This window comes from Pseudomonas sp. PDM02 (assembly GCF_014852285.1).
Lineage (GTDB): Bacteria > Pseudomonadota > Gammaproteobacteria > Pseudomonadales > Pseudomonadaceae > Aquipseudomonas > Aquipseudomonas migulae.
The window spans coordinates 146,422-170,958 of the sequence record NZ_JACVBL010000008.1; the positions used below are offsets into that span (position 1 = coordinate 146,422).

Below are 24,537 nucleotides of genomic sequence, written 5' to 3' on the forward strand. Positions count from 1 at the left end.
GGAAGGTTCCGCCTGAAATTTGCCCGATTCTAGAAGACAAACCGCTTAATGCGAAATCTGGAACTGCTTGTTCGGTAACCGCCCGTTTTATCGGCTGAGTGGTTGCCGAGCGGATTCACATCGCTATATTTTCTGGAATCAAATTCTAAAAATACGCACCGGAGTTTTAAACAATGCCTGCCGAATCCCACAGCTCTCCAGACATCGACTGCGATGTATTGGTCGTCGGCTCCGGTGCAGCCGGGTTATCGGCAGCGGTCACCGCTGCATGGCACGGATTGAAAGTCATCGTGGTGGAGAAAGACCCGGTATTCGGCGGAGCCACGGCGTGGTCCGGCGGCTGGGCCTGGGTGCCCTGCAACCCTCTGGCCCGCCGCGCCGGCATCGTCGAAGACGTCGAGTTGCCGCGCACCTATCTCAAGCATGAACTCGGTGAGCGCTACGAACCGGCAATGATCGATGCGTTCCTTGAGGCGGGCCCACGGATGGTCGCCTTCTTCGAACAGCACACCTCGCTGCAATTCGCCGATGGCAATGCCATCGCCGACATACATGGCGATACGCCCGGTGCCGGAACGGGCGGACGTTCGGTGATCGCTGCGCCCTATGACGGGCGAAAGGTCGGCAAGCTGCTGAGGCGTCTTCGCAAAACCATGCGGGAAACTTCGTTCATGGGCATGCCGATCATGGCAGGGGCGGACCTGGCCGCGTTTCTCAACCTGACCCGTTCGGTGCCTGCTGCGTGGCACGTCACCCGGCGCTTCACCCGGCACCTGCTCGACCTGATTGTGCATGGCCGGGCGATGCAGCTGGTCAACGGCGTGGCGCTGGTCGCACGCCTGGCAAAATCTGCCGAAGACCTTGGCGTGCTGCTCTGGGAATCAGCGCCTGTCAGCGAGTTGCTTCGCGAAGGCGATAAGGTCCAGGGCGCGCTGGTGAGCACCGCCAAGGGCAAGGTCCGCATCCATGCACGCAAGGCTGTGGTGCTCGCGGCCGGTGGGTTTGCCAATGACACCGAGCGGCGCAAGGCACTGTTCCCGCGCACACCGACCGGCAACGAACACTGGGCACTGCCCCCCCTCGGTGTGGCCGGTGACGGTTTGCGCCTGGGCGAAAGCGCCGGGGCCCGGGTCAACACCGACATGGCCTCTCCCGTAGCGTGGGCGCCGGTCTCGCAAGTGCCACACAGGGATGGCAGCATCGGTCACTTCCCGCACATTATCGAGCGGGGCAAACCGGGGATCATCGGCGTACTGAGCAACGGCCAGCGCTTCGTCAATGAAGCGAACGGCTACTACGACTATGTAACGGCCATGGTCGCTGCTGCGCCTGCCGGCGAAGAGGTTGCCTCCTGGCTGATTTGCGCCCATGGCTTTCAACGCCGATATGGGCTGGGCATCTCTCGGCCGTTTCCGGTTCCGTTGTCATCCTTTATCCGCAGCGGCTATCTGAAAACCGGCAACACGATCGAGGAATTGGCCCACGCCTGCGGCATCGACCCGAACGGCTTGCGCAGCACTGTGGCGGACTACAACCAGCATGCGCGCAACGGTGAAGACCCCTTGTTTGGCCGCGGTTCGACGCCTTACAACCGCAAACAGGGTGACGCCTTGCAGCAACCCAACCCGTGCGTTGCGCCCATCGAGCAAGGGCCATTTTACGCGGTGAAGGTCCAGCCCGGCTGCTTCGGCACCTTCGCCGGGCTCAAGGTCAATCAACACGCCCAGGTCCTCGGCGAATCCGGCCAGGCCATCGCCGGGCTGTACGCCGCGGGCGGCGACATGGCCAGCATCATGGGCGGGCATTACCCCGCCGGTGGCATTAATCTCGGCCCGGCGCTGACGTTCGGCTACATCGCCGCGCGACATATCGCCGGCATCACTGCTTACGAACAGGAGATCGACCATGCAGCGCATCGTTAATGCACAGGGTTTGAACATGCCCAAACTCGGCCTCGGCACCTGGCCGATGCTCGGCGAAGAATGCACACAAGCCGTTGAACAAGCGCTGAAGTTGGGTTATCGGCATATCGACACCGCTGCCGCCTACAACAACGAAGAGGCCGTCGGTCAGGCGCTGGTGAACAGTCCTACGCCTCGCGAGCAGATCCACGTCACCACCAAAATCTGGTGGGATCAACTGCAACCCGATGCCATGCGCCATTCCATGGACCGCAGCCTCAAGGCCTTGCGCAGCGATTACGTTGACCTGTTCATGATCCACTGGCCGACCACCGATTGGGACCTGCCACGCACGATCGAAACCCTGGTGTCATTCAAGGAGCAAGGCCTGGCGCGCAATATCGGCGTGGCGAATTTTCCGCTGCCGCTGCTGCGCAAAGTCGTCGAAGAACTGGGCGCGCCACTGTCAGCCATCCAGGTTGAATACCACGTGTTGCTCGGACAAAACGCGCTGCTGGACTACGCCCGTCAACATGACCTGGCACTGACGGCCTACTCGCCGCTGGCCCGCAACAAGGTCTCGGACATCCCGCAAATCCAGCAGATCGCCGCCAGACACGGGGTTCTGCCAACACAAGTGGCGCTCAAATGGCTGCTTGATCAACCGAACGTTGCGGCGATCCCCAAGGCCAGCAGCGAGGCTAATCAACTGGCCAACCTGGCCTCGCTGGACGTCCAGCTCGATGACGAAGACCGGGCGTTGATTGCCGGTTTGTCGAAACGCGAACGACTGGTCAGCCCTGACTTTGCGCCAGTGTGGGATGCGTTCGACCGGTAAGCACAGAACTGCTTTTTGTAAGAGCTGGCTTGCCGGCGATGGCGATCTCACGGACGCTATCGCCAGCAAGCCGGCTCCTACAAGTCATCGGGCGTTCGCCCTGACGTCATAAAAAACCCACCACCTGACGGAATTCGATGGGCTATCCACGTTCAATACACTCAGTAATGTTCCCGCCCGCACAAAAGCCGGACGACCGGACTGGCGCCGCTCCCACTCACCAGCAACACTCATCCCCACGATAATCAGAGGATTCCCACATGCTATGGAAAAAAGGCCGACGCAGCGACAACGTGGTCGATGCCCGTGGTGATGATGTCGGCGGTGGTGGCGGCGGGATGCGTTTTGGTGGCGGCAAGGGCCTGAGCCTGACCGCGATCATTCTGATTGTCGGGATCGGCTGGATCACCGGCCAGGACCCGTTGCAGATCCTCGGCCAACTCACCGGGCAGATGACCGAGCAATCGGCGCCGGCACCGACGCAAACCCGCAAGGCACCGCCAGCCAATGATGAAGGGGCGGAATTCGTCCGTTCGATCCTCGGTGACACCGAAGACACCTGGGGCCAGATTTTCCAGCAGGCCGGCCAGCAGTATAAAGATCCTACGCTGGTGCTGTTCAGCAACCGGGTGAACTCGGCGTGCGGCCTGGCCACCTCGGCGACCGGGCCGTTCTATTGCCCCGCAGACCAGAAGGTTTACCTGGACATGAGTTTCTTCCAGGAAATGTCGCAACGCTTTGCCGCTGCGGGTGATTTCGCTCAGGCCTACGTGATCGCTCACGAAGTCGGACACCATGTTCAGACCTTGCTCGGCGTTTCCGCGAAAATTCAGGCAGCCCGTCAGCAAGGCCGGCAAATGGAAGGTGACGGTGGTTTGTTAGTGCGTCAGGAACTGCAAGCGGATTGCCTCGCGGGTGTCTGGGCCAACAATGCACAGCAACGCCTGAACTGGCTGGAGCCGGGCGACATCGAAGAAGCCTTGAATGCCGCCAACGCCATCGGCGACGACCGCTTGCAGCAGCAAGGCCAGGGTCGCGTGGTGCCGGACTCGTTTACCCATGGCACGTCGGCGCAAAGGGTGCGCTGGTTCAAAACCGGATTTGCGCAAGGCCAGGTGGGCCAGTGCGATACCTTTGCGGCGAAAAATCTGTAAATGAAAAAGTGGTTGTTGATGTTGTTGTTTACTTGCACCTGTACCCAGGCTGCCGAGCATGGGGTCAAGGAGATCAGCCCCGGCCGACTCTTGTTGAAAGAAGGTGAGATGGCGGTGGGCATCGGCCCGGCGCCGGCGAAAATCGAACGTGTGCTGATCATCATCCATGGTCGGTTGCGCAATGCTGAAACCTACCGCCAGAGTGCGGAGCGGGCGGCAGAGCAAGCCGGGCAAAGCGCCAACACGTTAGTGATCGCTCCGCAATTTCTCAATGAAACTGACGTAGCACTCCATCCAGTCGCCGACACCGTGTTGCGTTGGCAAGGCAATGACTGGATGGCCGGCGGTTTATCCACCGCTCCGTTTGCGCTGAGTTCCTACGCGGCGCTCGACCAGATCATCGCCCGGCTCGGCGATCGTCGACAGTTTCCGGACGTGAAGGATGTCGTCATCGCGGGCCACTCGGGCGGCGCTCAGGTGGTTCAACGTTATGCGTTGTTGAGTCACGATCAACCGGAGCTCAAGGCGGCGGGCGTGCACGTGCGCTACGTCATCGCCAACCCGTCTTCCTACGCGTATTTCGATGAGCGGCGGCCAGTGGCGTTCAGTCACGCCGGCTGCCCGGCGTTCAATCGCTGGAAGTACGGCCTGTCAGATTTGCCCGCTTACGCCGAAGGACAAACGCCCGCGCAACTGGAGGAAAACTACGTTCAGCGTGACATCGTTTATCTACTGGGGCAGCAGGACATTGATCCAAACCATCCGGCGCTGGATAAAAGTTGTGAGGCGAAAGCCCAGGGCGCTAATCGATTGATTCGCGGACGCAATTATTTTGAGTTTTTGAAGCGTAGCCATCCGCAAGGATTGAATCAGCAATTGATCGAAGTGCCCGGGGTTGGGCATAACGGGGATGGGATGTTTACGTCGCCTGAGGGACAGAAGGTTTTGTTCGGGCAGTGATGACGCCTTCGCGGGCAAGTCGGGTCGCCGCACCGCTCGCTCCTACGTGTAACTCTGTAGGAGCGAGGCTTGCCCGCGAAGGGTCCCTCAAGCCAACAACATTTCCCGCAACGCCACACAATCCGCCGCATGCCAATCAGTCAGCTCAGGCCACGGGTTATCCGGCAGATTCACCAACACCGTCCGCGCCCCCGCCGCCCGCCCGCAATCCAGATCAAACCGGTAATCACCGACCATCACCATCTCGCTCGCCGGCACGTTCCAGGCCTCGGCCAATTTCAACAAACCACCGGGGTGCGGCTTGGGCGGCGCTTCATCACGCCCCAGCACATCCTCCACCGCGAAGCAGTCCGCCAGGCCAATGGCCTCCAGCGTCACATGCGCCAACTCCCGAGCATTGCGCGTAAGAATGCCCAAGCGATAACCGCGCCCCGCCAACTCGCGCACCAGTTCCACAGCTCCCGGCGCCGGTTTCGAACCCAGCGCCAGATCCCGTTCATGCTCCAGCAACCATGCATGTTTGGCCGCGGCTTCAGCCGCCGGCAGCGCGGCGAGGTGGGTCAGGATGTCGTCTTCGGCCGGGATCGCCAGCGCCACGCGAATCGCCGCGAAGTCATGCACGGCCACCGTCAGGGTGCCGTCCATGTCGAACACCCAGTGCCGCACCTCGGCCAGGCTCATGCCCAATCCTTGCGGTGACGGATCAGGCCTTCCTGAGTGACCGACGCCACCAGTTGCCCGGCGCGATTGAACACGCTGCCACGGCTGAACCCACGGGAATTGCCGGCCCACGGGCTGTCCATCGCGTACAGCAACCAGTCATCGGCACGCAGATCCGCATGGAACCACAGCGCGTGATCGAGGCTGGCGACCTGCATGTCTTTCTGCCAGACCGACTTGCCATGGGGCAACATCGAGGTGGTCAGCAGATTGAAGTCCGACGCGTAGGCCAGCAGGTATTTGTGCAGCGCCGGGGAGTCGGCCAACGCGCCGTCGGCGCGAAACCAGACGTACTTGACCGGATCGGATGGCTGCGGGTTGTAGGGATCTTTCTCGGTGACCGGGCGGAATTCGATCGGCTTCGGGCACAGCAGTTTTTCACGCATGTGCTCGGGGATCAGGTGCGCGCGCTGATGGGTCAGCTCCAGTTCCGAGGGCAGGTTTTCCGGCCCGACCACCGTCGGCATCTGGCCCTGATGCTCGAAGCCTTTTTCGTCATATTGGAACGATGCGCTGCACGTGAAGATCGGGTTGCCCTTCTGGATCGCCGTGACCCGACGCGTGCTGAAACTGCCGCCGTCGCGAACCCGATCAACCTGATACACCACGGGCAACGTGGAATCGCCCGGACGCAGGAAATAACCGTGCATCGAATGCACATGACGCGCGACTTCGACCGTCTGGCTGGCCGCCGACAGGGACTGACCGATCACCTGGCCGCCGAACAACTGACGAAAGCCCAGGTCCTGGCTGCGGCCACGGAACAGGTTTTCTTCGATCGGTTCCAGGGTCAGCAAATCGACCAGATCATCCAACACTTGGCTCATTCAGACTCTCCTCACACATCGCAATGCCGCGCAGTCTTGGCTGCGGCGGTCGATTCAGTTTCCGGCCAGGGCCATCATTGGCGCCATTGTAAACGTCCGGGCCGTCTTATCCATGCAAGGTTTGCAGCCATTGTTCACGGGTGATGCGGTACAGCACATGGTGACGCAGAGGATGATCGACCGCGAGTTTCGGGTGGTCGAAGTCACCGGCTGAATCATGGTGCATACCGATGGCCTGCATGACTTTCTGCGATGGCGTGTTGGTTTCCGTGGTGAAGGACACGACTTCTTGCAGCGCTACCCGGTCAAACCCGCAGCGCAGAGCGGTCCACGCTGTCTCACTGGCGTAACCCAAGCCCCAGTGTTCGCGGGCCAGGCGCCAGCCGATTTCGATGGCCGGCGTGAAAGGCGCGTCGAAACCGACCACGCCGAGCCCGGTAAAACCGATGAATGCACCGGTGTCCTTGCGCTCCAGCGCCCAGAGACCAAAACCATGCTCGGCGAAATGCCCACGAATCCGCCCGATCAGCGAAGCACTTTCCAGTCGGCTCAAGGGTGCCGGAAAATAACGCATCACCTGTGGATCGGCGCACATCGCCGCAAACGCCGGCAAATCCTCGTCACGCCACTGCCGCAACAGCAGTCGCGCGCTCTCGAGTTCCAGTATCGGCTCCATCGTGCCCCTCCGTTTCCATGCCGCAAGTCTACATCGCTGGTAGGATCGTTCACTCATTCCTACACGCCGTACTCATAAAAGCCCGTCATGCCGCTGCCATTGATTTACCACGAAGACTACAGCCCCGAGTTCCCGGCGGACCACCGCTTCCCCATGGACAAGTTTCGCCTGCTGCGCGATCACCTGGTGGACAGCGGGCTGACCCGGGACGCCGACCTGCTGCGCCCGGAACTCTGCCCGCCGGAAATTCTCGCCCTCGCACATGACGCTGCCTATATCGAACGCTACATGAGCGGCGAGTTGTCCCGCGAAGACCAGCGGCGCCTCGGCCTGCCGTGGAACGAAGCCCTGGCCCGGCGCACGGTGCGGGCGGTCGGCGGTTCGCTACTGGCGGCAGAACAGGCGCTGGAACATGGATTGGCCTGTCACTTGGCCGGCGGCACGCATCACGCGCATTACGACTACCCGGCGGGGTTCTGCATCTTTAACGACCTGGCGGTGATCAGCCATTACCTGCTGGAAAGCGGTCGTGTGAATCGGGTGCTGATCTTCGATTGCGACGTGCATCAGGGCGACGGGACTGCACGGATTCTGCACAACACCCCGGACGCGGTGACCGTTTCCCTGCACTGCGAGAAGAACTTTCCTGCACGCAAGGCCGAAAGTGACTGGGACATCCCGTTGCCCAAGGGCATGGGTGATGCGGATTACCTGAAGGTCGTCGACGACGCGCTGAATTATTTGCTGCCGCTCTACCAGCCGGACCTGGTGCTGTACGACGCCGGTGTCGATGTGCATAAGGACGACGCGCTCGGTTACCTGAAGCTGACAGACGAAGGCGTGGCTGCTCGGGATGAAAGCGTGATGCGCCATTGCCTCGGGCGGGATATTCCGGTGGTCGGGGTGATTGGCGGCGGCTACAGCAAGGACCGCAAGGCGTTGGCGCGGCGTCACGGCATCCTGCATCACAGCGCGCAGCGGGTGTGGGCGTCATCAGGTTGTCATTGAGGTGTGCGCCTTTACCCACAATGCCTGTGGAACTGCCTGTGGATAACCTGAGCGAAAGGGCCTACAGGCCATGCTGCATATAGCCTGCAAAGGGGTGGTTGTTTTTTAACCAACTCTTCAACCCGACATAAATCCCCTGTGGGAGCGAGCCTGCTCGCGAAAGCGATTGAACAGTCACATTGATGTCGACTGAACCACCGCTTTCGCGAGCAGGCTCGCTCCCACAGGGATTTGGGCTGGTAGAATGCCCGGCTTATTCCGCCGAACCGCAGCGCACACCATGACCCAATCTTCCGCCGCCCTCCCCCCTAAAGTCGCCATCATCGGCGGCGGCCCCGCCGGCCTGATGGCGGCCGAAGTGTTGAGCCAGGCAGGGATCAAGGTCGATCTGTACGACGGCATGCCTTCGGTCGGCAGGAAATTTCTCCTCGCTGGCGTGGGCGGCATGAACATCACCCATTCCGAAGCCTATCCGGCATTCCTCTCACGCTACGCCGAGCGCGCACCGCATATCGCACCGCTGCTGCGAGCCTTTGGTGCCGAGGCGCTGTGCCAGTGGATTCATGACCTGGGCATCGAAACCTTTGTCGGCAGCTCCGGCCGGGTGTTTCCGACCGACATGAAAGCCGCGCCGCTGTTGCGCGCCTGGCTCAAACGGTTGCGAGAGGCCGGCGTAGTTATCCACACCCGCCATCGTTGGCTCGGCTGGGATAACAACGGTGGTTTGCGTGTTGAAAGTCCTGAGGGTGAAAAAAACCTGAAGCCCGAAGCAACGCTGCTCGCCCTCGGTGGCGGCAGTTGGTCGCGCCTGGGTTCGGACGGCGCGTGGATGCTGCCACTGGAGCAGCACGGCGTAGGACTGGCGCCGCTGCAGCCGAGTAATTGCGGCTTCGAGGTGCAGGCCTGGAGCGAATTGATGGTCAGCAAATTCGCCGGCGCGCCGCTGAAAAATATCGCGATCGGTCTCAATGACGACATCCCTCGGCTCGGGGAATGTGTGATTACGGCCACCGGGATTGAAGGCAGTTTGATCTACGCCCTGTCGGCGCCCATCCGCGAAGCGATCAATCAGCAGGGCTCGGCGACCATTCACCTCGACCTGTTGCCGGGCCGGCCTGTGGATAAAGTTCAGACGGCACTGAGCAAACCGCGCGGGTCTCGTTCAATGTCCAAACATCTGCACAGCCAGCTTGGGATTGACGGAGTGAAAGCGGCGCTACTGCGCGAATTGACGCCGGCAGAATGCTTCGCCGATCCGGCGTTGTTGGCTAAAGCGATCAAGGCGCTGCCGCTGACATTGGTGAAAACCCGTCCACTGGACGAAGCCATCAGCACTGCCGGTGGCGTGATGTTCGAGGCGATGGATGAACGTTTGATGCTCAAGCAGCTGCCTGGCGTGTTCTGCGCGGGGGAAATGCTGGATTGGGAAGCGCCGACGGGCGGTTATCTGCTGACTGCGTGTTTCGCCAGTGGGCGAGCGGCGGGGTTGGGGATGGTGGAGTGGCTCAAGCGCAAGTCTTGAGACCGAGGCGCGCCCTTCGCGGGCAAGTCGGGTCGCCGCACCGCTCGCTCCTACAGGTTCGACGTAAATCCTGTAGGAGCGAGGCTTGCCCGCGAAAACGGCTTAACCGGCGCAGCGAATATTAAGGCTTACGCTTACGCGGCCCAGTATTAAACACCGGCACCTTACGCACAGGCTTGATCGAAGGCTCCGGCGCCGAAGCATCCCCGCTCTCGACCCATTTGCCCAAATTGCGTTTACCGCCGCTGGACGTCTTCGGCTTCTTCGGTTTTTTCGGTTTCTTCACCACCTGGCCGCTGGCATCGGTGTCCGGCACACGGTGCTCAGGTTCGAAATCGTGTTCCATCTGCCGAGGCAACGTCTGACGCGTCAACGTCTCAATGGCCGACAGCAAATTCACTTCATCGGCGCAGACCAACGAAATGGCCTGCCCGGTGGCACCCGCACGGCCGGTACGACCGATCCGGTGGATGTAGTCCTCTGCCACGATCGGCAGGTCGAAATTGACCACCAATGGCAAATCTTCAATGTCCAGACCACGGGCCGCGACATCGGTGGCCACCAGGATCTGCACTTCACTGGCCTTGAAACGGTCCAGCGCACGTTGACGCGTAGCCTGAGGTTTGTCGCCATGGATGCCGTCGGCGTTGATGCCCAGGCCCTGGAGTTTTTCCACCAGCGCGTCCACGCCATTGCGGGTCTTGGCGAATACCAGCACCTGCTTCCACTTGCCCTTGCGCAGCAGGTGGATGAACAGCTCCGGCTTGCGCTTCTTGTCCACCGTCACCACCCACTGTTTAACGGTGTTGGCGGCAACGTTACGCGGGCTGACTTCGATGCTCAGCGGATCATTGAGCATTTGCCCGGCCAGCAGGCGAATCGCATCGGAGAAGGTCGCGGAGAACAGCAGTGTCTGACGTTTCTTCGGCAGCACGCGGTAAATGTTCCCCAGCTCCTCGGAAAAGCCCAGGTCGAGCATGCGGTCGGCTTCGTCCAGCACCAGGGTTTGCAACTGGTTGAACTTCAGCGCGTTCTGGCGGAACAGATCGAGCAGACGGCCCGGCGTCGCCACCAACAGGTCGACGCCTTTGCGCAACTTCATCATTTGCGGGTTGATGCTGACGCCGCCGTATACCGCGTAAGTGCTCAGCGGCAGGTTCTCGGCGTACTGACGCACGGCTTCGTGAACCTGCTCGGCCAGTTCGCGGGTCGGCACCAGAATCAATGCGCGCACCGAGTTGGCGGTGACTTTCGGCCCTTCCATGGCCAGCAATTGCAGCAGCGGCAGCGCGAAACCGGCGGTCTTGCCGGTGCCGGTCTGGGCGGCGGCCATCAGGTCGCGACCGGCCAGCACCGCCGGAATGGCTTGCGCCTGAACCGGCGTCGGGGTCTGGTAGCCGAGCGTCTCGAGAGAGCGCAGCAAGGGTTCGATCAGGCCAAGGGTGGCGAAAGTCATGGGATTACCGTAGGAAAATTCAGCGCGGTTGTGCGAAACAAGTGTGCAATGGCGCGCAGTTTACCCTAATTCACACTCGATTCTGTCTGCACCACCGCAGCAGGTCGTTCCGGCGCCCGGCGCCACTGTGGCAAACCGATCAGCACCACGGCACTGATGATCACCAGCATGGCCAGCGCTTCTTCGATGCCGATGGTCTCGCCGACAAACACGATCCCCAGCAACACCGCCACCGCCGGGTTGACGTAGGCATAACTGGTCGCCGCTGCCGGACGCACGTTTTTCAACAGGTACATGTAGGCGTTGAAGGCGATGATCGAACCGAAGAAGGTCAGATAGGCCAGCGCCGCCCACCCTTCAATCGGTGGCATGGCTTCCAGATGTTCACCACTCATCGCACTGCCGATCAGCAACGCCACGCCACCCACCAGCATTTCCACGGCACTGGCCATCGCGCCTTGGGGCAACGGCAAGTGTTTGCTCCAGACCGAACCGAACGCCCAGGCCGCCGCCGCAAAGATCAGCAACATCGCACCCAGCGGGCTCGATTGCAGGTTGGAACCGAGGTTGAGCATGGCGATGCCGATCAGCCCGAGCACAATCCCCGCCCATTCAAGACGAGTATTACGCGCGCCCCAGAAATAGCCGCAGAGCAAGGTAAACAACGGCACCGTCGCCACCGCCAATGCCGCGACGCCGGAAGCAACGCCCATGTGTTCCGCCACACTGACCCCGCCGTTACCGCACGCCAGCAGCAAAATCCCGATGATCCCCGCCGCTTTCCACTGCGCCCAGGTCGGTGCCGGCGCCCCGCGCCAGCGCAGGAAGGCGTACATCAACGTGCCGGCGATGACGAAGCGAATACCGGCGAGCAACAAGGGCGGCCAATACTCCACGCCAATGCGGATCACCAGGTAAGTCGAGCCCCAAATCACGTACAAGGCGAAAAAGGCAGCGATCAACGGCAAGGGAAAACGACGGAGGCCAGGCATGGGGGCAGCTCGCAGGCAAGGACAAATGAACAGCTATTCTAGAAAGGCGAACAGCAGAAAATAAGTTACAAAACCTGTTTATAGCGCCGGTACACTTTTCAAATCACGGAGATCAGCGCTATATACCGTGTTTTCGAAAGCCAGCCATTTTTCAGGAATTCGCTCATGGACAAATACGACCGCATGCTCCTCAGCGCCCTACTGGAAAACGGTCGTGCGTCCTACGCCGACCTCGCACGCAAAGTGAACCTGTCCGCCCCGGCCGTGGCCGAGCGCGTGGCCAAACTTGAGGCCAGCGGGGTGATTACCGGTTATCAGGCGAAAGTCGACATGGCCAAGCTGGGCTTGCCGATCCAGTGCGTGATCGAACTGCGCCTGAATCAGCACGGCAACCAGAAAGCCTACGACGACCTGATCAAAATCCCACAGCTGACCGAATGCCATCGGGTGACAGGTGATCCGTGCGTGATCATGCAAGCGGCGGTGGGTTCGATGCCGGAGCTGGAAGAGCTGATCAACCGGATTGCCACGTTCGGGTTCAGCAAGACGTCGATTGTGTTGTCGAGCGCGATAGAGAAGCGCGTGCCGTTGGGGCAGTTGGAAGGGAAACCGGTCTAAAGTTGCAGGTGATCAAATGTGGGAGCGAGCCTGCTCGCGATGGCGGAGTGTCAGGCAACATAGATGTTGAATGATAAATCGCTATCGCGAGCAGGCTCGCTCCCACAGGGGGTCAGCGGTGTTTCTGTCAGAACCCGCGATGGCGCTTGAGGTGTTCGTTGATTTTGGCCGCCGGGACTTTCTGCAAACTGACCAACAGATCATGGGACAACTCGCGCAACCCGTGCTTCTGCCGCAACTCCTGCGCCAGATGCGCCGTCAGGTTGGCCGCCATCTCGGCGTCAGCCATCGCCCGGTGAGCTTTACCCGTGTCGGGCAGTTGGGCGAAGGTGGTGAGCGTGCCGAGCTTGTGATTCGGCGCAGCCGGCATCAGCCGACGGGCCAGTAGCAGCGAACAAGCAAAGTTCTGCAACCGCGTACGCTTGATCCGACCCAGTTCAAAGTCCCAGAACTTCTGGTCGAACGCGGCGTTGTGCGCCAGCAGCGGCGTGGTGCCAACAAACTCGTTGACCTCGTTCATCACCTGTTCCGCCGAGGGCGCGGTGCGCAGCATGGCGTTGCTGATGCCGGTGAGTTGTTCGATGAAGGCCGGGACGCGTACGCCGGCGTTCATCAGGCTTTGGTAACGCTCGACGATGCGCCCCTGTTCAAGGATCACCACGGCAATTTCCGTGGCCCGGCAGCTGCTGCTCGGGGAGATCCCGGTGGTTTCAAAGTCGATGACTGCTATGCGTTCCAAACCTGTTTCAACTCCGTAAAAATCAATTCTTGAGCAGCAACGCGCCTTCGATCGGCACGTAGCGGCTGGCGGCGCGGATCAGCGAGTTGGCTGTCAGGCCCGGCACGCCGTAGGCCACCGCTTGTACGCCGTGCTTGGCGATGATGCGTTCCAGCAACATGTCGAAATCACCGTCGCCGGAGGCCAGCACCACTTCGTCGACGTGATCGGCGGCGTCCATGATGTCGAGGGTGATGCCCACGTCCCAGTCGCCCTTTGCCGAGCCGTCGCTGCGCTGGATGTAGGGTTTGAGCTTCACGGTGAAACCGAGGTTGCGCAGGATCTGCTGGAACTGCTGCTGTTTGCTGTCGCCGCGATCGATCGCGTAGGCATAGGCTTCAACGATATCGCCCTGCTTGCTGATGTCAGCCCACAGCGCGGCGTAGTTGAAGTGGCAACCATAGGCCTGACGCACGGTGTAGTAGAGGTTCTGGACATCGGCGAACACTGCAATTTTTTTCACCGTGCATCCTCTTTCGCGCAGGCGGGATCAGGCACTGGGCCCGAAAAGTTGCCCAGTATGCCAGCCCGGAGGATTGTTCCGCGAATAATCGGCCCGGAGCGCCGCAGCGCTCCGGACGAATGGCGTGTCAGACGAAGGAATCGTCGTCGCCGAAGAACGATGAACTGTCATCGCTGTAGTCGGTGTCGGCATAGTCTTGGGAGTTGTCAGCCACGCGCTGATCGTCGCCCCAGCCGTTGTCACCGCCGTGATCGTTGACCTGAGCCGGCTCTTCCTTGATCACTTCCACCACTTCCGGCTGCTGGTTGTGATGGAACAGGCTGCTGATACCTTGTGCCAGCATCACGCCACCCGCCACTCCCGCGGCAGTTTTCAGCGCGCCGCCGAGGAAACCGCTGCCAACCGCCGGCGCCTGCTGTTGCGGCGCGTAGTTCTGCTGCGGTGGCGGCGCAGCGAAATTCTGCTGTGGCGGCTGCGCGTTGAACGACGGCCGTCCCGGCTCACGCCAGCCACCGCTGGAGGGCGGTGCACTTGGCGCAGGCGTTTCACGGGAACTGCCACCGAAAATGCTCGACAGGAAACCGCCGCTGCTCGGTGCCGGAGCAGGTGCCTGGGACTTGGCCGATTGCAGTTCGGCCTGCAATTGCTGGATTTGCTCGCTGAGTTGCTTGTTCTGTGTGTCGAGGCTCTTGATCGCTGCCTCCTGCACCAGAATCGCCTGGGTCATGAAGTAGCCCGCCGCGGGTTGGCGAGCCAGATGTTCCTTGATCCGCGCCTCGGCCAGGGCATCGCGTGGGGTTGCGTCCGTTTCGGCCTGTTGCAGCCGGGAAAACAGTCCATCGATCAGGGTTTGCTCTTCGGTGTTCATGGCGACCTCGTAGATTGCCGGGGAAATCGTTGACCTTCTCCAGGGAGGATACGGCGCTCGACCTTAATGGAGGCTGAAACAAGTTGTTTCAATGACCTTTACCGAACGTTTACGTTTGCGCCCCGACGCGCTGCATCGGTTAAAGTGGGCCACTGCTTTCAACCTGCGATACCGACTGATGAATCCGTTCGATGTACTGCGTGACTCGCTGTATTTCTTCAAGCGCAATCTGAGCCAGATCGTGCGGCTGTGCCTGCCGCTGGTGATTTTCGAAGCGCTGCTGCAACAAGTGGTCGACCACAACACCGTGCCGGACAGCTTTCCCGGCGTGAGCGTGATCGTCGGCCTGCTGGTATACCCGCTGTACACCGCCGCCCTGATCCTGTTTCTCGACGCGCGCAGCCGTGGCGAATCGCCGCGCAACCGTGACCTGCTGGCGAGGTCCGCGTACCTGTGGCCGCGCTTCGCCCTGCTCACGGCGCTCAATACATTGATGATCCTGCTCGGCCTGTCGTTGTACTTCCTGCCGGGCATCTGGCTGATGGTGACGTTGGCGTTCAGCGAATACCTGCTGGTGCTGCGCGGCCTGGCGCCGCTGGCGGCAATGAAGGAAAGCTTGCGCCTGACCCGCGGTCATTTCCTGCGCATTCTGGTGTGCATCCTGTGTGTGATGGGCCCGTTGTGGGTACTCAAGGGTGTGACGCTCAACGTGTATCCGGAACCGCAGAACCCGGTGATTTCCCTGCTGATCGACAGCGCCCACAGTTTCCTGCAACTGTTCACCAGCGTGGTGTTGTTCCGTTTGTTCATGCTGATCAGCGACGTTCCCGAGAAAATCGACCGGCCGCTCTGATCGTGGGCTTCGGCCCGGCTCTCGGTTATGCTCGGATCCATCTTTTGTAACGCTATAAGCCGAGCCATGACCCGACTACTGCGCTACACCCTGCTGGGCCTGTTGATAGCAATCGGCCTGATTGCCTTGCTGATCTACAGCCTGACCTGGCGCCCCGAAGCCAAGGAAGTTTTGCCCGTCAGTTGCAACGTTCAAGCACCGACACTGGTGCCCGGCCAGGCGTTGAAAGTGATGACCTGGAACGTTCAGTACCTGGCGGGTAAGCGCTATGTGTTCTGGAATGACCTGGCCGCCGGCGACGACGAAAAACCGACGCCTGAAGACATGGCCTTCAGCCTCGATGAAGTGGCGCGGGTGATTCGCGACGAACAACCGGACCTCGTGTTGCTGCAAGAGCTCGATGACGGCGCCAAGGCCAGCGATTACCAGAACCAGTTCAAACTGCTTCAGGAACGCCTCGCCGACCTCTATCCGTGCAGCGCCCATGCCTTCGACTGGAAAGCCGACTTCGTGCCGCAACCGCACATCTTCGGCAGTGTCGGCCGGCAACTGGCAACCCTCAGCCGCTACCGGATCGAACACGCCGAACGCCTGCAACTGCCGGTCGCGCCGACCGACTTCATCAGCCGTCAGTTCCAGCCGAAAAATGCCTTGCTGGCCACTTACCTGCCGTTGAGCGACGGCGGGCAGTTGGCCGTCCTCAACACCCATCTGGACCGCGCCACCCAACCCGACGAAACGCTACAGACCCAGGTGACGGCGGTGGCCAAAGTCCTCGACAAATACGAAAGCCATAGCACCCCGTGGCTGATCGGCGGCGACTTCAACCTGTTGCCGCTGGGGCAATATCGACGCCTGCCCACCGAACAACGCACGCCCTACTCCGCCGACAGCGCGCTGCATCTGTTGTGGGACAAGTACCCGATGATCCCGACCAACAATGAAGCCAGCGGCATCGATCGGGCACGTTGGTTGACGCATTACCCGAATGATCCAGGCCTGAACGGCCCGGACCGCACCGTCGATTACCTGTTTTACAGCCCTCGGATCAAACGGGTCGAGGCGACGGTGCGACAGGACGATACGTTGCGGATTTCCGATCATTTGCCGGTGATTGCGCGGTTCCTCCTGCCGGCTGCGCCGTAATCCGGGCCGGACACAATCCCCTGTAGGAGCCGGCTTGCTGGCGATAGCGGTGTGTCAGGCAACATCATCGTTGAAGGTACCGACGCCATCGCCAGCAAGCCGGCTCCTACAAGGGATCGCGTTGTTCAATGGACTTCCTCCAGGTCGTCATGCAGCAGCCCGAAAATATCGCGCTTCATCTCGATGAATGAGCGCTCCATGACCATGTCCAGGGTCCGTGGGCGTTCGATCGGCACGTCCAGAATCTGCTTGATCCGCCCAGGCCTGGCGCCCATCACGTAGACGCGATCACCCAGCAGAATCGCCTCGTCGATGTCATGGGTCACGAACAATACAGTCTTCTTGCTGTTGCCCCAAACGCGCAACAACAGCTGCTGCATTTGCAGGCGCGTCTGGCTGTCGAGGGCGCCGAAGGGTTCGTCCATCAGCAGGATTTGCGGGTCGTTGGCCAAAGCGCGGGCAATCGCCACCCGCTGCATCATGCCGCCGGACAACTGCTTGGCGTAGTTGTCGGCGAACCCGCTGAGACCGACTTCGTTGACGTAGTAATCGACGATGTCCTTGCGCTGCGCCGCCGCCATGCCGCGACGCTTGAGACCGAACTCGACGTTCTGCCGCACAGTCAGCCACGGAAACAGCGTGTAGCTCTGGAACACCATGCCGCGGTCCGCGCCCGGCCCTTGAACTTGCTGGCCGCCGACGTAGATCTCGCCTTCCGTAGGCTCGTTCAGACCGGCAGTGAGGTACAGCAAGCTCGACTTGCCGCAACCCGACGGCCCGACCAGCACCGCGAATTGCTGATCCGGAACTTCGAACGAAACCTGATCCAGCGCGGTGAACATGCCACCATCGGGCTTCTGGTAACGCAGGCTGACTTTGTCCACTTGCAAACGAGGCGCGGCGTAGGCCGGGGCAGCCATCGGTGTGACGATACGCGGGTTGACGGCGGTTACTGAGCCCATGCGGCAATCCTCAGACGAAGGAAACGGAACAGTTGATCGGTGACCAGGCCCAACAGGCCGATGATCGCGATGGCGAGGAAGATCACATCCACCTGAAAGCCGCGCATGGCTTTAAGACTCAAGTAACCCAGGCCACTGGAAGCGGCGACCAGTTCGGCGACCACCAGGTACGTCCAGGCCCAGCCCATGGTCACGCGCAAGGTGTCGAGTACACCCGGCAACGAGGCCGGTGCGATCACATGCAACACCGCATCGCGGCGGTTAGAACCGAGTGTGTAAGAGGCGTTGATCAGGTCTTTGGAGATGCCTTTGGACACGTCCGCGATCATCACCAGTTGCTGGAAAAACACGCCGAAGATGATTACCGAGACACGCTGCTCCAGACCGATACCGATCCACAGAATGAACAGCGGCACGAACGAGGTCACCGGCAGGTAGCGGATGAAATTGACCATCGGTTCGAGGAACGCCTGAACGATGCGGAAGCTGCCCATCAGCAACCCCAGCGGCACCGCCACCAGCGACGAAACGACGAAACCGACCACCACCACTTCAAGACTGGCCCACACGTGTAAACCGAGCGTGCCATCGCGGCTCAGGCGCACGGCGGCTTCGACCACCGCGCCCGGCGTCGGCAAGAACATGCCCGGCACCACGCCGCCGTAAGACAACCCGGCCCACAGGCCAACCAACAACACCCAGGCCAGGCCGCTCGCGCTCCAGATCACCGAAACCGGCAAGCCGGTCTTGGGCGTGATGCAACGGCTCAGCCATGAATTGCGCTTGAACATGCGAACCTCCTACAGCGGGCTGACGAAACGGTTGTCGATCAGGTCGTCATTGCTGACGCTGTAGGGTTTGCCCTGCAATTCACTGGCGGTTTCGTTGGCCAGTTTGATCAACGGTTCGCTGTCGCCCGGCTTGCCCGGCGAGCCCAGGAGTTTTTCGCTCATGGCCTGATCGTAGAAGCGCACGCCTTGCGCGGCGGCGGCCAGTTCCTTCGGATCGGCGAGGTAACCGCCAACACCCTTGGCCATGATTTTGTAGGCTTCCTGCGGATGGTCCTTGGTGTACTGCACTGCTTTGTACAGACCGGCGACCAACGCCTTGACGTCTTCCGGCTGTTTCTCGATGACCGTGCAGTTGAGCGCGACCACATCGACAATCACGCCAGGCGTGCTGCTGCTGTCGATCAAGACTTTGCCTTGTTTCTTGTCACGCACCATCGACAGGTGCGGTTCCCAGGTCACGGCGGCAGGCACACGACCGGCGATGAACGCGGTGGCTGCGTCGTCAGCCGTCATGTTCTGCACGGTGATGTCGCTCATGCTCATGCCGTGTTTTTTCAGCAAGTACGAGAGCCAGAACTGCGAAGTCGAACCTTCGTTCACCGCCACGGCTTTGCCTTTCAGCTCCTGCAGGCTCTTGATGTCCTTGCCCACCAGAACACCGTCGCCACCATGGCTGTCATCGAGTGCGGCTACGGCTTTGAAGCAGAATTGCGGACGGTATTTCAGTACTTCATCGATGGTCGAGGCCGAGCCGGACAATTCGCCCGAGGCTTGCGCGGCCATGTACATCGAAGCCTCTTCGACAACGGGCAACTCGACGGTCAAACCGCCTTCCTTGAAGTAGCCCAGGTCCTGGGCGAGGTAGAGCGTGCCGTAACCGACCCATGTGGTATGGCCGATGGACAGGGTGCCGGCCTGGGCGCTGGTGGCGACCGAGGCGGCAATGGCGGTGACCGCCAGTGGATGAGCGACGCGGGTTAGCAAGGACTTGATCATGGAGCACTCCCAAAGCTGTTGATTTAGTTTTGTCATGGGCAGTACGGCCAGCAGCCCTGGAGAAGCGCTGCCACGGGTGGTCTCTGATGGACCTTTTGGTGGGCAGTGCTCGGCTGACTGGCGAGGTCGATGTTGGACCAAGGTGGGGAGAAGGAAAATTAGGAAATATGTCGGTGGGAGTGATGAAAAAACTGGGTAGCGTGCGCGGTAAAAGGGCGGGGTTGGCGGGGGTGCACGGGCTTTGTGCAAAAGGTGAGAGGTGGGGTGAATCGGCAAAAGCTTTCGCGGGCAAGCCTCGCTCCTACAGGTTATGTGTCAGGCCTAAAATCCGAGGCCGACAATAAACCTGTAGGAGCGAGGCTTGCCCGCGAAAAGGTCCGCAGGACCTTCGGCTACATCAGAGCCGGCCGTATTCCTGAGCCGTACGATCGACCGCTTTCAGCGTCTTGCCAACCAACTCATCAACCTCTTCCCGACTGGCAATCAACGCCGGCGCCATGATCATCCGCCCCAGCGTCGAACGAATAATCACCCCCTCTTCAAACCCAATCGTGCGGCAACGCCAGGCAATATCATTCTCGTTGGCAAAGCGCTTGCGACTGGTTTTGTCTTCGGCCAACTGCAACGCCGCCACCATCCCGACACCCTGAATATCCCCCACCAACGGGTGATTGCCGAACACCTCACGCAAGCACTGTTGCAGGTACGGCCCGATGTCATCCTTGACCCGCGTCACCACGCCTTCATCGCGCAACGCCTTGAGGTTGGCGATGGCCACCGCTGCCGCCACCGGGTGTCCGGAATAGGTCAGGCCGTGGGCAAACACCCCGCCCTGCTCCACCAACACCTGCGCCATTTTTTTCGACAGGATCAGCCCGCCCATGGGGATGTAGCCGGAGGTCAGCCCCTTGGCAATCGACAGGGTGTCCGGCTCGAAACCGAAGTGCTCATGGGCGAACCATTCGCCAGTGCGACCGAAGCCGCCGATCACTTCGTCGGCGCACAACAGCACGTCGTACTTGCGGCAGATCCGCTGGATTTCCGGCCAGTAACTTTCTGGCGGGAAGATCATCCCGCCCGCGCCCTGGAACGGTTCGGCGATAAACCCGGCGACCTTGTCCGCGCCCAGTTCGAGAATCTTCGCTTCCAGTTGCTGCGCCGCCCGCAGGCCGAATTCAGCCGGGGTCAGGTTGCCTTCGTGGGCGAAGAAATACGGTTCGTCGATGTGTTCGATGTCCGGCAGCATGCCGCCCATTTCGTGCATGAACTTCATGCCACCGAGCGCCGTCGCCGCCAGTGTCGAACCGTGGTAACCGTTCCAGCGACCGATCATGATTTTCTTCTCGGGCTTGCCGAGGATGGTCCAGTAACGGCGCACGGTGCGGATCAGCACCTCGTTCGCTTCGGAGCCGGAGTTGGTATAGATCGCGTGGCTGTAGTGCCCCGGCAGCAGGCTGAACAGCAGCTCCGAAAGCTCGATCACCTGCGGGTGAGTGGTGTGGAAAAACATGTTGTAGTACGGCAATTGCTCAAGCTGCCGAGCCGCTGCCGCCGCCAGATCCTTGCGGCCGTAACCGAGGTTGGTGCACCACAGCCCGGACATGCCGTCGAGGTAGCGCCGACCATCGTTATCCCACAGGTGCAGGCGCTCGCCACGGACCATCACCCGTGGTCCTTCATCGTTGAGCGCTTTCTGATCTACGAATGCGTGGATGTGGTGCGCAGCGTCGGCGGCCTGGTAGTCGCGGGTTTCACGTGGTGTGGTCATCGCCAGTTCTCCGTTTTGTTATTAGCGCAGTTGAAACCAGGTGGTCTTCAACTGGGTGTATTTATCGAATGAGTGCAGCGACAGGTCACGGCCGAAACCGGACTGCTTGCCGCCGCCGAACGGCACCGTCACGTCGAGTGCATCGACGCTGTTCACCGACACCGTGCCGGCGCGCAATTGCCGCGCCACGCGGTGGGCGCGATTGAGGTCGTCGGTCCACAGCGAAGCGGCCAGGCCGTAGACGCTGTCGTTGGCCAGTTGCAAGGCGTGTGCCTCGTCATCGAACGCCGTGATCGCCAGCACCGGGCCGAACACCTCGTCGCGAAACAGCGGCATGTCCGGGGTCACGTTAGTGAAAATCGTCGGCTGGATGAAGTTGTCGGAGCCGTTGAAAATTGACTGCCGACCACCGCACACCTTGGTTGCGCCCTGGCGCTGGGCTTGCTCGATAAACTTCATGATGCGCGCGGTCTGGCGACTATCGACAATCGCCCCGGCGCTGCTCGACGGATCCAGCGGATCGCCCGGCAACCAGCGTTCGGCCTGCGCCTTGAGGCGCTCGACGAACTCGTCATGGATCGAACGTTGCACCAGCAACCGCGAGTTGGCGGAGCACACTTCACCCTGATTGAAGAAGATGCCGAACGCAGCTTTTTCGGCCGCCAGATCCAGGTCCTGACAATCGGCGAACACCAGGTTGGCGCTCTTGCCGCCGCACTCCAGCCACACCTGTTTCAGGTTCGATTGCGCGGAATACTGCATGAAAAATTTGCCGACTTCTGTGGAGCCGGTGAACACCAGGCAATCGACGTCCGGGTGCAAACCGAGGGCTTTGCCGGTTTGTTCACCGAGACCCGGCAGCACGTTGAGCACGCCTGCTGGCAAGCCGGCTTCAAGCGCCAACTCGGCCAGACGCAGGGCAGAAAACGGTGATTGCTCGGCGGGTTTGAGGATCACCGAGTTGCCTGCCGCCAGCGCGGGCGCGAGTTTCCATGCAGCCATGTCCAGCGGGAAATTCCATGGCACCACGGCGGCGACCACGCCCAGCGCTTCGCGGGTGATGGTCGCCAGTACGTTCTGCGCGCTCGGGGCGATCTGGTCGTAGAGTTTGTCGAGGCTTTCGGCGTACCAGCGAAACACCCCGGCGGCGCCCGGCACGTCGATGTTGTAGGCGTCCATCACTGGCTTGCCCATGTTCAGCGAATCCAGCAGCGCCAGTTCTTCGCGGTGGGTCATGATCAGATCAGCCAGGCGCAGCAGCACTTGCTTGCGCTCGTTTGGCGAACGCGCCGACCAGGTGCCGGCCTCGAACACCTGCCGCGCATTTTTGACGGCGGCGTTCACTTCTTCATCACCGCACGCTGTCACGTTGGCCAGGTGCTGGCCGGTGGCCGGGTTGATCGCGGCGAAGGTTTGCCCCGACTGCGCCGAACAGGGTTTGCCATCAATCAGGGCCTGGTCGGGAAACGCCAGCGCAGCGGCCTTGTTTTGCCAGTAGGTAAGCTCGAACACGTTCAGATGCTCCATGGGCTTTTCTTGTGAATTGGATGGTGGCCCAGGCCCGTGTCGAGGAAAAATAGTAAAAATGTCTTCGCAGACCATGAAAAAACTGGGCAGCCCATCTCCCCGGTCGTGCGGTATGTGGTTATTGTTCAGGCACAACAACACCGTCGTCAGAACGGACGCAGTCGGCGCAAAAATTGCTGGATGTCGAGTCCATCCACCCCGAGGTTTGCCGTGGCTGCCTACAACCTGCGTCAATTGAAGTACTTCATCACCACCGTCGAATGCGGCAGCGTCGCCGAGGCGTCGCGCAAGCTGTACATCGCCCAGCCGGCCATTTCCACGGCGATCAAAGGCCTGGAAGACAGCTTCGGCGTGCAATTGCTGATCCGTCATCACGCCCAAGGCGTGTCCCTGACGCCCAGCGGCGCACGCTTCTACCGCAAGGCCCAGGAACTGTTGCGCATGGCCAAGGAGTTCGAACAGAACGCCCTGGCCGACAACGACGTGGTGGCCGGACAAATCGACATCGGCTGCTTCGAAACCGTCGCGCCGCTGTACCTGCCGCAATTGATTGCCGGGTTCTCGGCGCTGTATCCCGGCGTGAAAATCCGCATCCGCGACGGCGAGCAGCAGGAGTTGGTGCAAGGCCTGACCTCGGGAACCTTCGACCTGGCGATCCTCTATGAACACGACCTCGACGCCACCATCGAAACCGAACCCTTGATGCCGGCGCAGCGGCCTTATGCCTTGCTGCCGGCGGATCATCGCTTTGCTCAACTCAAGCAAGTGTCCCTGCGCGATCTGTGCCTGGAGCCGATGATTCTGCTGGACGTGCAACCGAGCCGGACCTACTTCGTCAGCCTGTTCGAAGAACTGGGCCTGTCGCCGAACATTGCGTTCAGCTCACCGTCGATCGAGATGGTCCGGGGCATGGTCGGCCAAGGGTTCGGCTTCTCGATCTTGGTCACCCGCCCGCACTCGGAGTGCACCTACGACGGGCAGAAAGTGGTGTGCGTGGACATCGTCGAAGACATCACCGGCTCAGGGCTGGTGGCGGCGTGGCTGAAGCGCGGGCAGTTGACCAAACCGGCGCAGCTGTTTGCCGATTACTGCCGCGAACAACTCACCGCCAAGGCCGAAAGATCACACCCGACCTTGTAGGAGCCCGGCTTGCCGGCTCCTACAAGGTGCGTGGATGTTTGAGGAATTGGGGTGAACCCAACCCTGTAGGAGCCGGCTTGCTGGCGATGGCGTCCGTCCAACCAATAAATCATTGACTGACCCACCGCTATCGCCAGCAAGCCAGCTCCTACAGTGTCGGGGTGTGCATATTACTTGCGGGGTTTGATTCGTGCGGTCGCTTCGGCTACCAACGGGTCATCCGGCCAATAATGCTTCGGATACCGCCCCTTCAATCCTTCTTCACCTCGGCATACGTACTGCGCCAGAAGTTCGCCAGATCCTGCGTCACTTGCACCGGTTGGCAAAATGACTCAGCCGCGCAACCTTGCCCAGATACGGCATCAACCCTGTGGTTTCATACAAAGTTTCTAGCAGTGCGAATGAACATCCCGGTCCCAAAAAGCCGTATCGACGCGGCATGTTTAGAATGCCAAAGGTGTTGATTCGTTATCGATTAAATTCCGATTAGTTATAAAAAACTGTCAATTATCACAGTGCGCCGCCTTGAAATTTTCGGTGACAATCAACTCACGCCAAGTTTAATTTTTCCAA

General features: G+C 60.7%; 23 protein-coding genes and 1 pseudogene. 10 read left to right on the plus strand and 14 right to left on the minus strand.

The annotated features are described in order from the left end of the window. Positions 1-173 precede the first annotated feature (173 nt). From IB245_RS15780 to IB245_RS15795, 4 genes are all read left to right on the plus strand, one after another. Entirely contained in the window at positions 174-1,922 is a 1,749-nt protein-coding gene (locus tag IB245_RS15780) for an FAD-dependent oxidoreductase (protein WP_192228029.1), read from the plus strand. Then, the gene (locus IB245_RS15785; RefSeq protein WP_192228030.1) at positions 1,906-2,739 is read left to right on the plus strand and encodes an aldo/keto reductase; all 834 of its coding nucleotides are present in this window, start codon (positions 1,906-1,908) and stop codon (positions 2,737-2,739) included. The genes IB245_RS15780 and IB245_RS15785 overlap by 17 nt, the downstream gene beginning before the upstream one ends. Before the next feature lie 260 nt (positions 2,740-2,999). Then, positions 3,000-3,893, plus strand: coding sequence for a neutral zinc metallopeptidase (locus IB245_RS15790; protein ID WP_192228031.1), 894 nt, complete (start codon positions 3,000-3,002; stop codon positions 3,891-3,893). Beyond that, a complete protein-coding gene (locus IB245_RS15795) occupies positions 3,894-4,853 on the plus strand; it encodes an alpha/beta hydrolase (protein WP_192228032.1) in 960 nt (319 codons plus the stop codon). It begins immediately after the preceding gene. Between the two features lie 87 nt (positions 4,854-4,940). Here IB245_RS15795 and IB245_RS15800 read toward each other — a convergent pair whose 3' ends face one another. The 3 genes from IB245_RS15800 to IB245_RS15810 all read right to left on the minus strand — a co-directional run bounded on the left by IB245_RS15800 (position 4,941) and on the right by IB245_RS15810 (position 7,076). Then, a complete protein-coding gene (locus IB245_RS15800) occupies positions 4,941-5,534 on the minus strand; it encodes an HAD family hydrolase (RefSeq protein ID WP_008041913.1) in 594 nt (197 codons plus the stop codon). Next, positions 5,531-6,400, minus strand: a complete 870-nt coding sequence (gene tesB, locus IB245_RS15805) for an acyl-CoA thioesterase II (protein ID WP_008031730.1) — start codon at positions 6,398-6,400, stop codon at positions 5,531-5,533. The genes IB245_RS15800 and tesB overlap by 4 nt, the downstream gene beginning before the upstream one ends. 106 nt (positions 6,401-6,506) lie before the next feature. Beyond that, complete coding sequence (locus tag IB245_RS15810; RefSeq protein WP_192228033.1) at positions 6,507-7,076, minus strand: GNAT family N-acetyltransferase; 570 nt, start codon at positions 7,074-7,076, stop codon at positions 6,507-6,509. 87 nt (positions 7,077-7,163) lie between these two features. Between IB245_RS15810 and IB245_RS15815 the strand changes: the two genes are divergently transcribed. Beyond that, positions 7,164-8,084 (plus strand): histone deacetylase, encoded by a 921-nt coding sequence (locus IB245_RS15815; protein WP_008031735.1) that lies wholly within the window; start codon positions 7,164-7,166, stop codon positions 8,082-8,084. Positions 8,085-8,364: 280 nt separating this feature from the next. After that, on the plus strand, positions 8,365-9,606 hold the full coding sequence (locus IB245_RS15820; RefSeq protein WP_192228034.1) for a TIGR03862 family flavoprotein: 1,242 nt from the start codon (positions 8,365-8,367) through the stop codon (positions 9,604-9,606). A 121-nt stretch (positions 9,607-9,727) separates the two neighbouring features. Here the strand turns inward: IB245_RS15820 and IB245_RS15825 are convergent, their stop codons facing one another. Both IB245_RS15825 and yedA read right to left on the minus strand, forming a co-directional pair. Next, positions 9,728-11,062 (minus strand): DEAD/DEAH box helicase, encoded by a 1,335-nt coding sequence (locus IB245_RS15825; protein WP_008031738.1) that lies wholly within the window; start codon positions 11,060-11,062, stop codon positions 9,728-9,730. 65 nt (positions 11,063-11,127) lie between these two features. Beyond that, a complete protein-coding gene (gene yedA, locus IB245_RS15830) occupies positions 11,128-12,054 on the minus strand; it encodes a drug/metabolite exporter YedA (RefSeq protein ID WP_192228035.1) in 927 nt (308 codons plus the stop codon). 165 nt (positions 12,055-12,219) lie between these two features. Between yedA and IB245_RS15835 the strand changes: the two genes are divergently transcribed. Then, on the plus strand, positions 12,220-12,672 hold the full coding sequence (locus IB245_RS15835) for an Lrp/AsnC family transcriptional regulator (RefSeq protein WP_192228036.1): 453 nt from the start codon (positions 12,220-12,222) through the stop codon (positions 12,670-12,672). A 127-nt stretch (positions 12,673-12,799) separates the two neighbouring features. Here the strand turns inward: IB245_RS15835 and IB245_RS15840 are convergent, their stop codons facing one another. From IB245_RS15840 to IB245_RS15850, 3 genes are all read right to left on the minus strand, one after another. After that, the gene (locus IB245_RS15840) at positions 12,800-13,411 is read right to left on the minus strand and encodes a PolC-type DNA polymerase III (RefSeq protein WP_008041272.1); all 612 of its coding nucleotides are present in this window, start codon (positions 13,409-13,411) and stop codon (positions 12,800-12,802) included. A 22-nt stretch (positions 13,412-13,433) separates the two neighbouring features. After that, positions 13,434-13,913, minus strand: a complete 480-nt coding sequence (locus IB245_RS15845) for an NYN domain-containing protein (protein ID WP_008031749.1) — start codon at positions 13,911-13,913, stop codon at positions 13,434-13,436. A gap of 127 nt (positions 13,914-14,040) precedes the next feature. Beyond that, a complete protein-coding gene (locus IB245_RS15850; protein ID WP_192228037.1) occupies positions 14,041-14,781 on the minus strand; it encodes a DUF2076 domain-containing protein in 741 nt (246 codons plus the stop codon). A gap of 178 nt (positions 14,782-14,959) precedes the next feature. On the opposite strand from IB245_RS15850, the gene IB245_RS15855 reads away from it, so the two are divergent. Together IB245_RS15855 and IB245_RS15860 are read left to right on the plus strand one after the other, a co-directional pair. Next, complete coding sequence (locus IB245_RS15855; protein WP_032828940.1) at positions 14,960-15,634, plus strand: YciC family protein; 675 nt, start codon at positions 14,960-14,962, stop codon at positions 15,632-15,634. 66 nt (positions 15,635-15,700) lie between these two features. After that, positions 15,701-16,780, plus strand: coding sequence for an endonuclease/exonuclease/phosphatase family protein (locus IB245_RS15860; protein ID WP_192228038.1), 1,080 nt, complete (start codon positions 15,701-15,703; stop codon positions 16,778-16,780). Between the two features lie 125 nt (positions 16,781-16,905). Here the strand turns inward: IB245_RS15860 and IB245_RS15865 are convergent, their stop codons facing one another. The 5 genes from IB245_RS15865 to IB245_RS15885 form a co-directional block, all read right to left on the minus strand. Further along, complete coding sequence (locus tag IB245_RS15865; protein ID WP_192228039.1) at positions 16,906-17,742, minus strand: ABC transporter ATP-binding protein; 837 nt, start codon at positions 17,740-17,742, stop codon at positions 16,906-16,908. Next, positions 17,730-18,533 carry an ABC transporter permease gene (locus IB245_RS15870; protein WP_008031757.1) on the minus strand — a complete coding sequence of 268 codons (804 nt, stop codon included), beginning with the start codon at positions 18,531-18,533 and terminating at the stop codon, positions 17,730-17,732. Before IB245_RS15870 ends, IB245_RS15865 begins: the two co-directional genes overlap by 13 nt. Positions 18,534-18,542: 9 nt before the next feature. Continuing rightward, entirely contained in the window at positions 18,543-19,529 is a 987-nt protein-coding gene (locus tag IB245_RS15875; RefSeq protein WP_192228040.1) for an ABC transporter substrate-binding protein, read from the minus strand. Positions 19,530-19,926: 397 nt separating this feature from the next. Beyond that, positions 19,927-21,297, minus strand: coding sequence for an aspartate aminotransferase family protein (locus IB245_RS15880; RefSeq protein ID WP_192228041.1), 1,371 nt, complete (start codon positions 21,295-21,297; stop codon positions 19,927-19,929). A gap of 21 nt (positions 21,298-21,318) precedes the next feature. After that, a complete protein-coding gene (locus IB245_RS15885) occupies positions 21,319-22,809 on the minus strand; it encodes an aldehyde dehydrogenase (protein ID WP_192228092.1) in 1,491 nt (496 codons plus the stop codon). Between the two features lie 225 nt (positions 22,810-23,034). On the opposite strand from IB245_RS15885, the gene IB245_RS15890 reads away from it, so the two are divergent. Then, on the plus strand, positions 23,035-23,964 hold the full coding sequence (locus tag IB245_RS15890) for a LysR substrate-binding domain-containing protein (protein ID WP_008031766.1): 930 nt from the start codon (positions 23,035-23,037) through the stop codon (positions 23,962-23,964). Between the two features lie 170 nt (positions 23,965-24,134). Here IB245_RS15890 and IB245_RS29250 read toward each other — a convergent pair. Next, a pseudogene (locus IB245_RS29250) lies at positions 24,135-24,286 on the minus strand (ATP-dependent helicase C-terminal domain-containing protein); the annotation flags it as partial. Between the last annotated feature and the right edge of the window lie 251 nt (positions 24,287-24,537).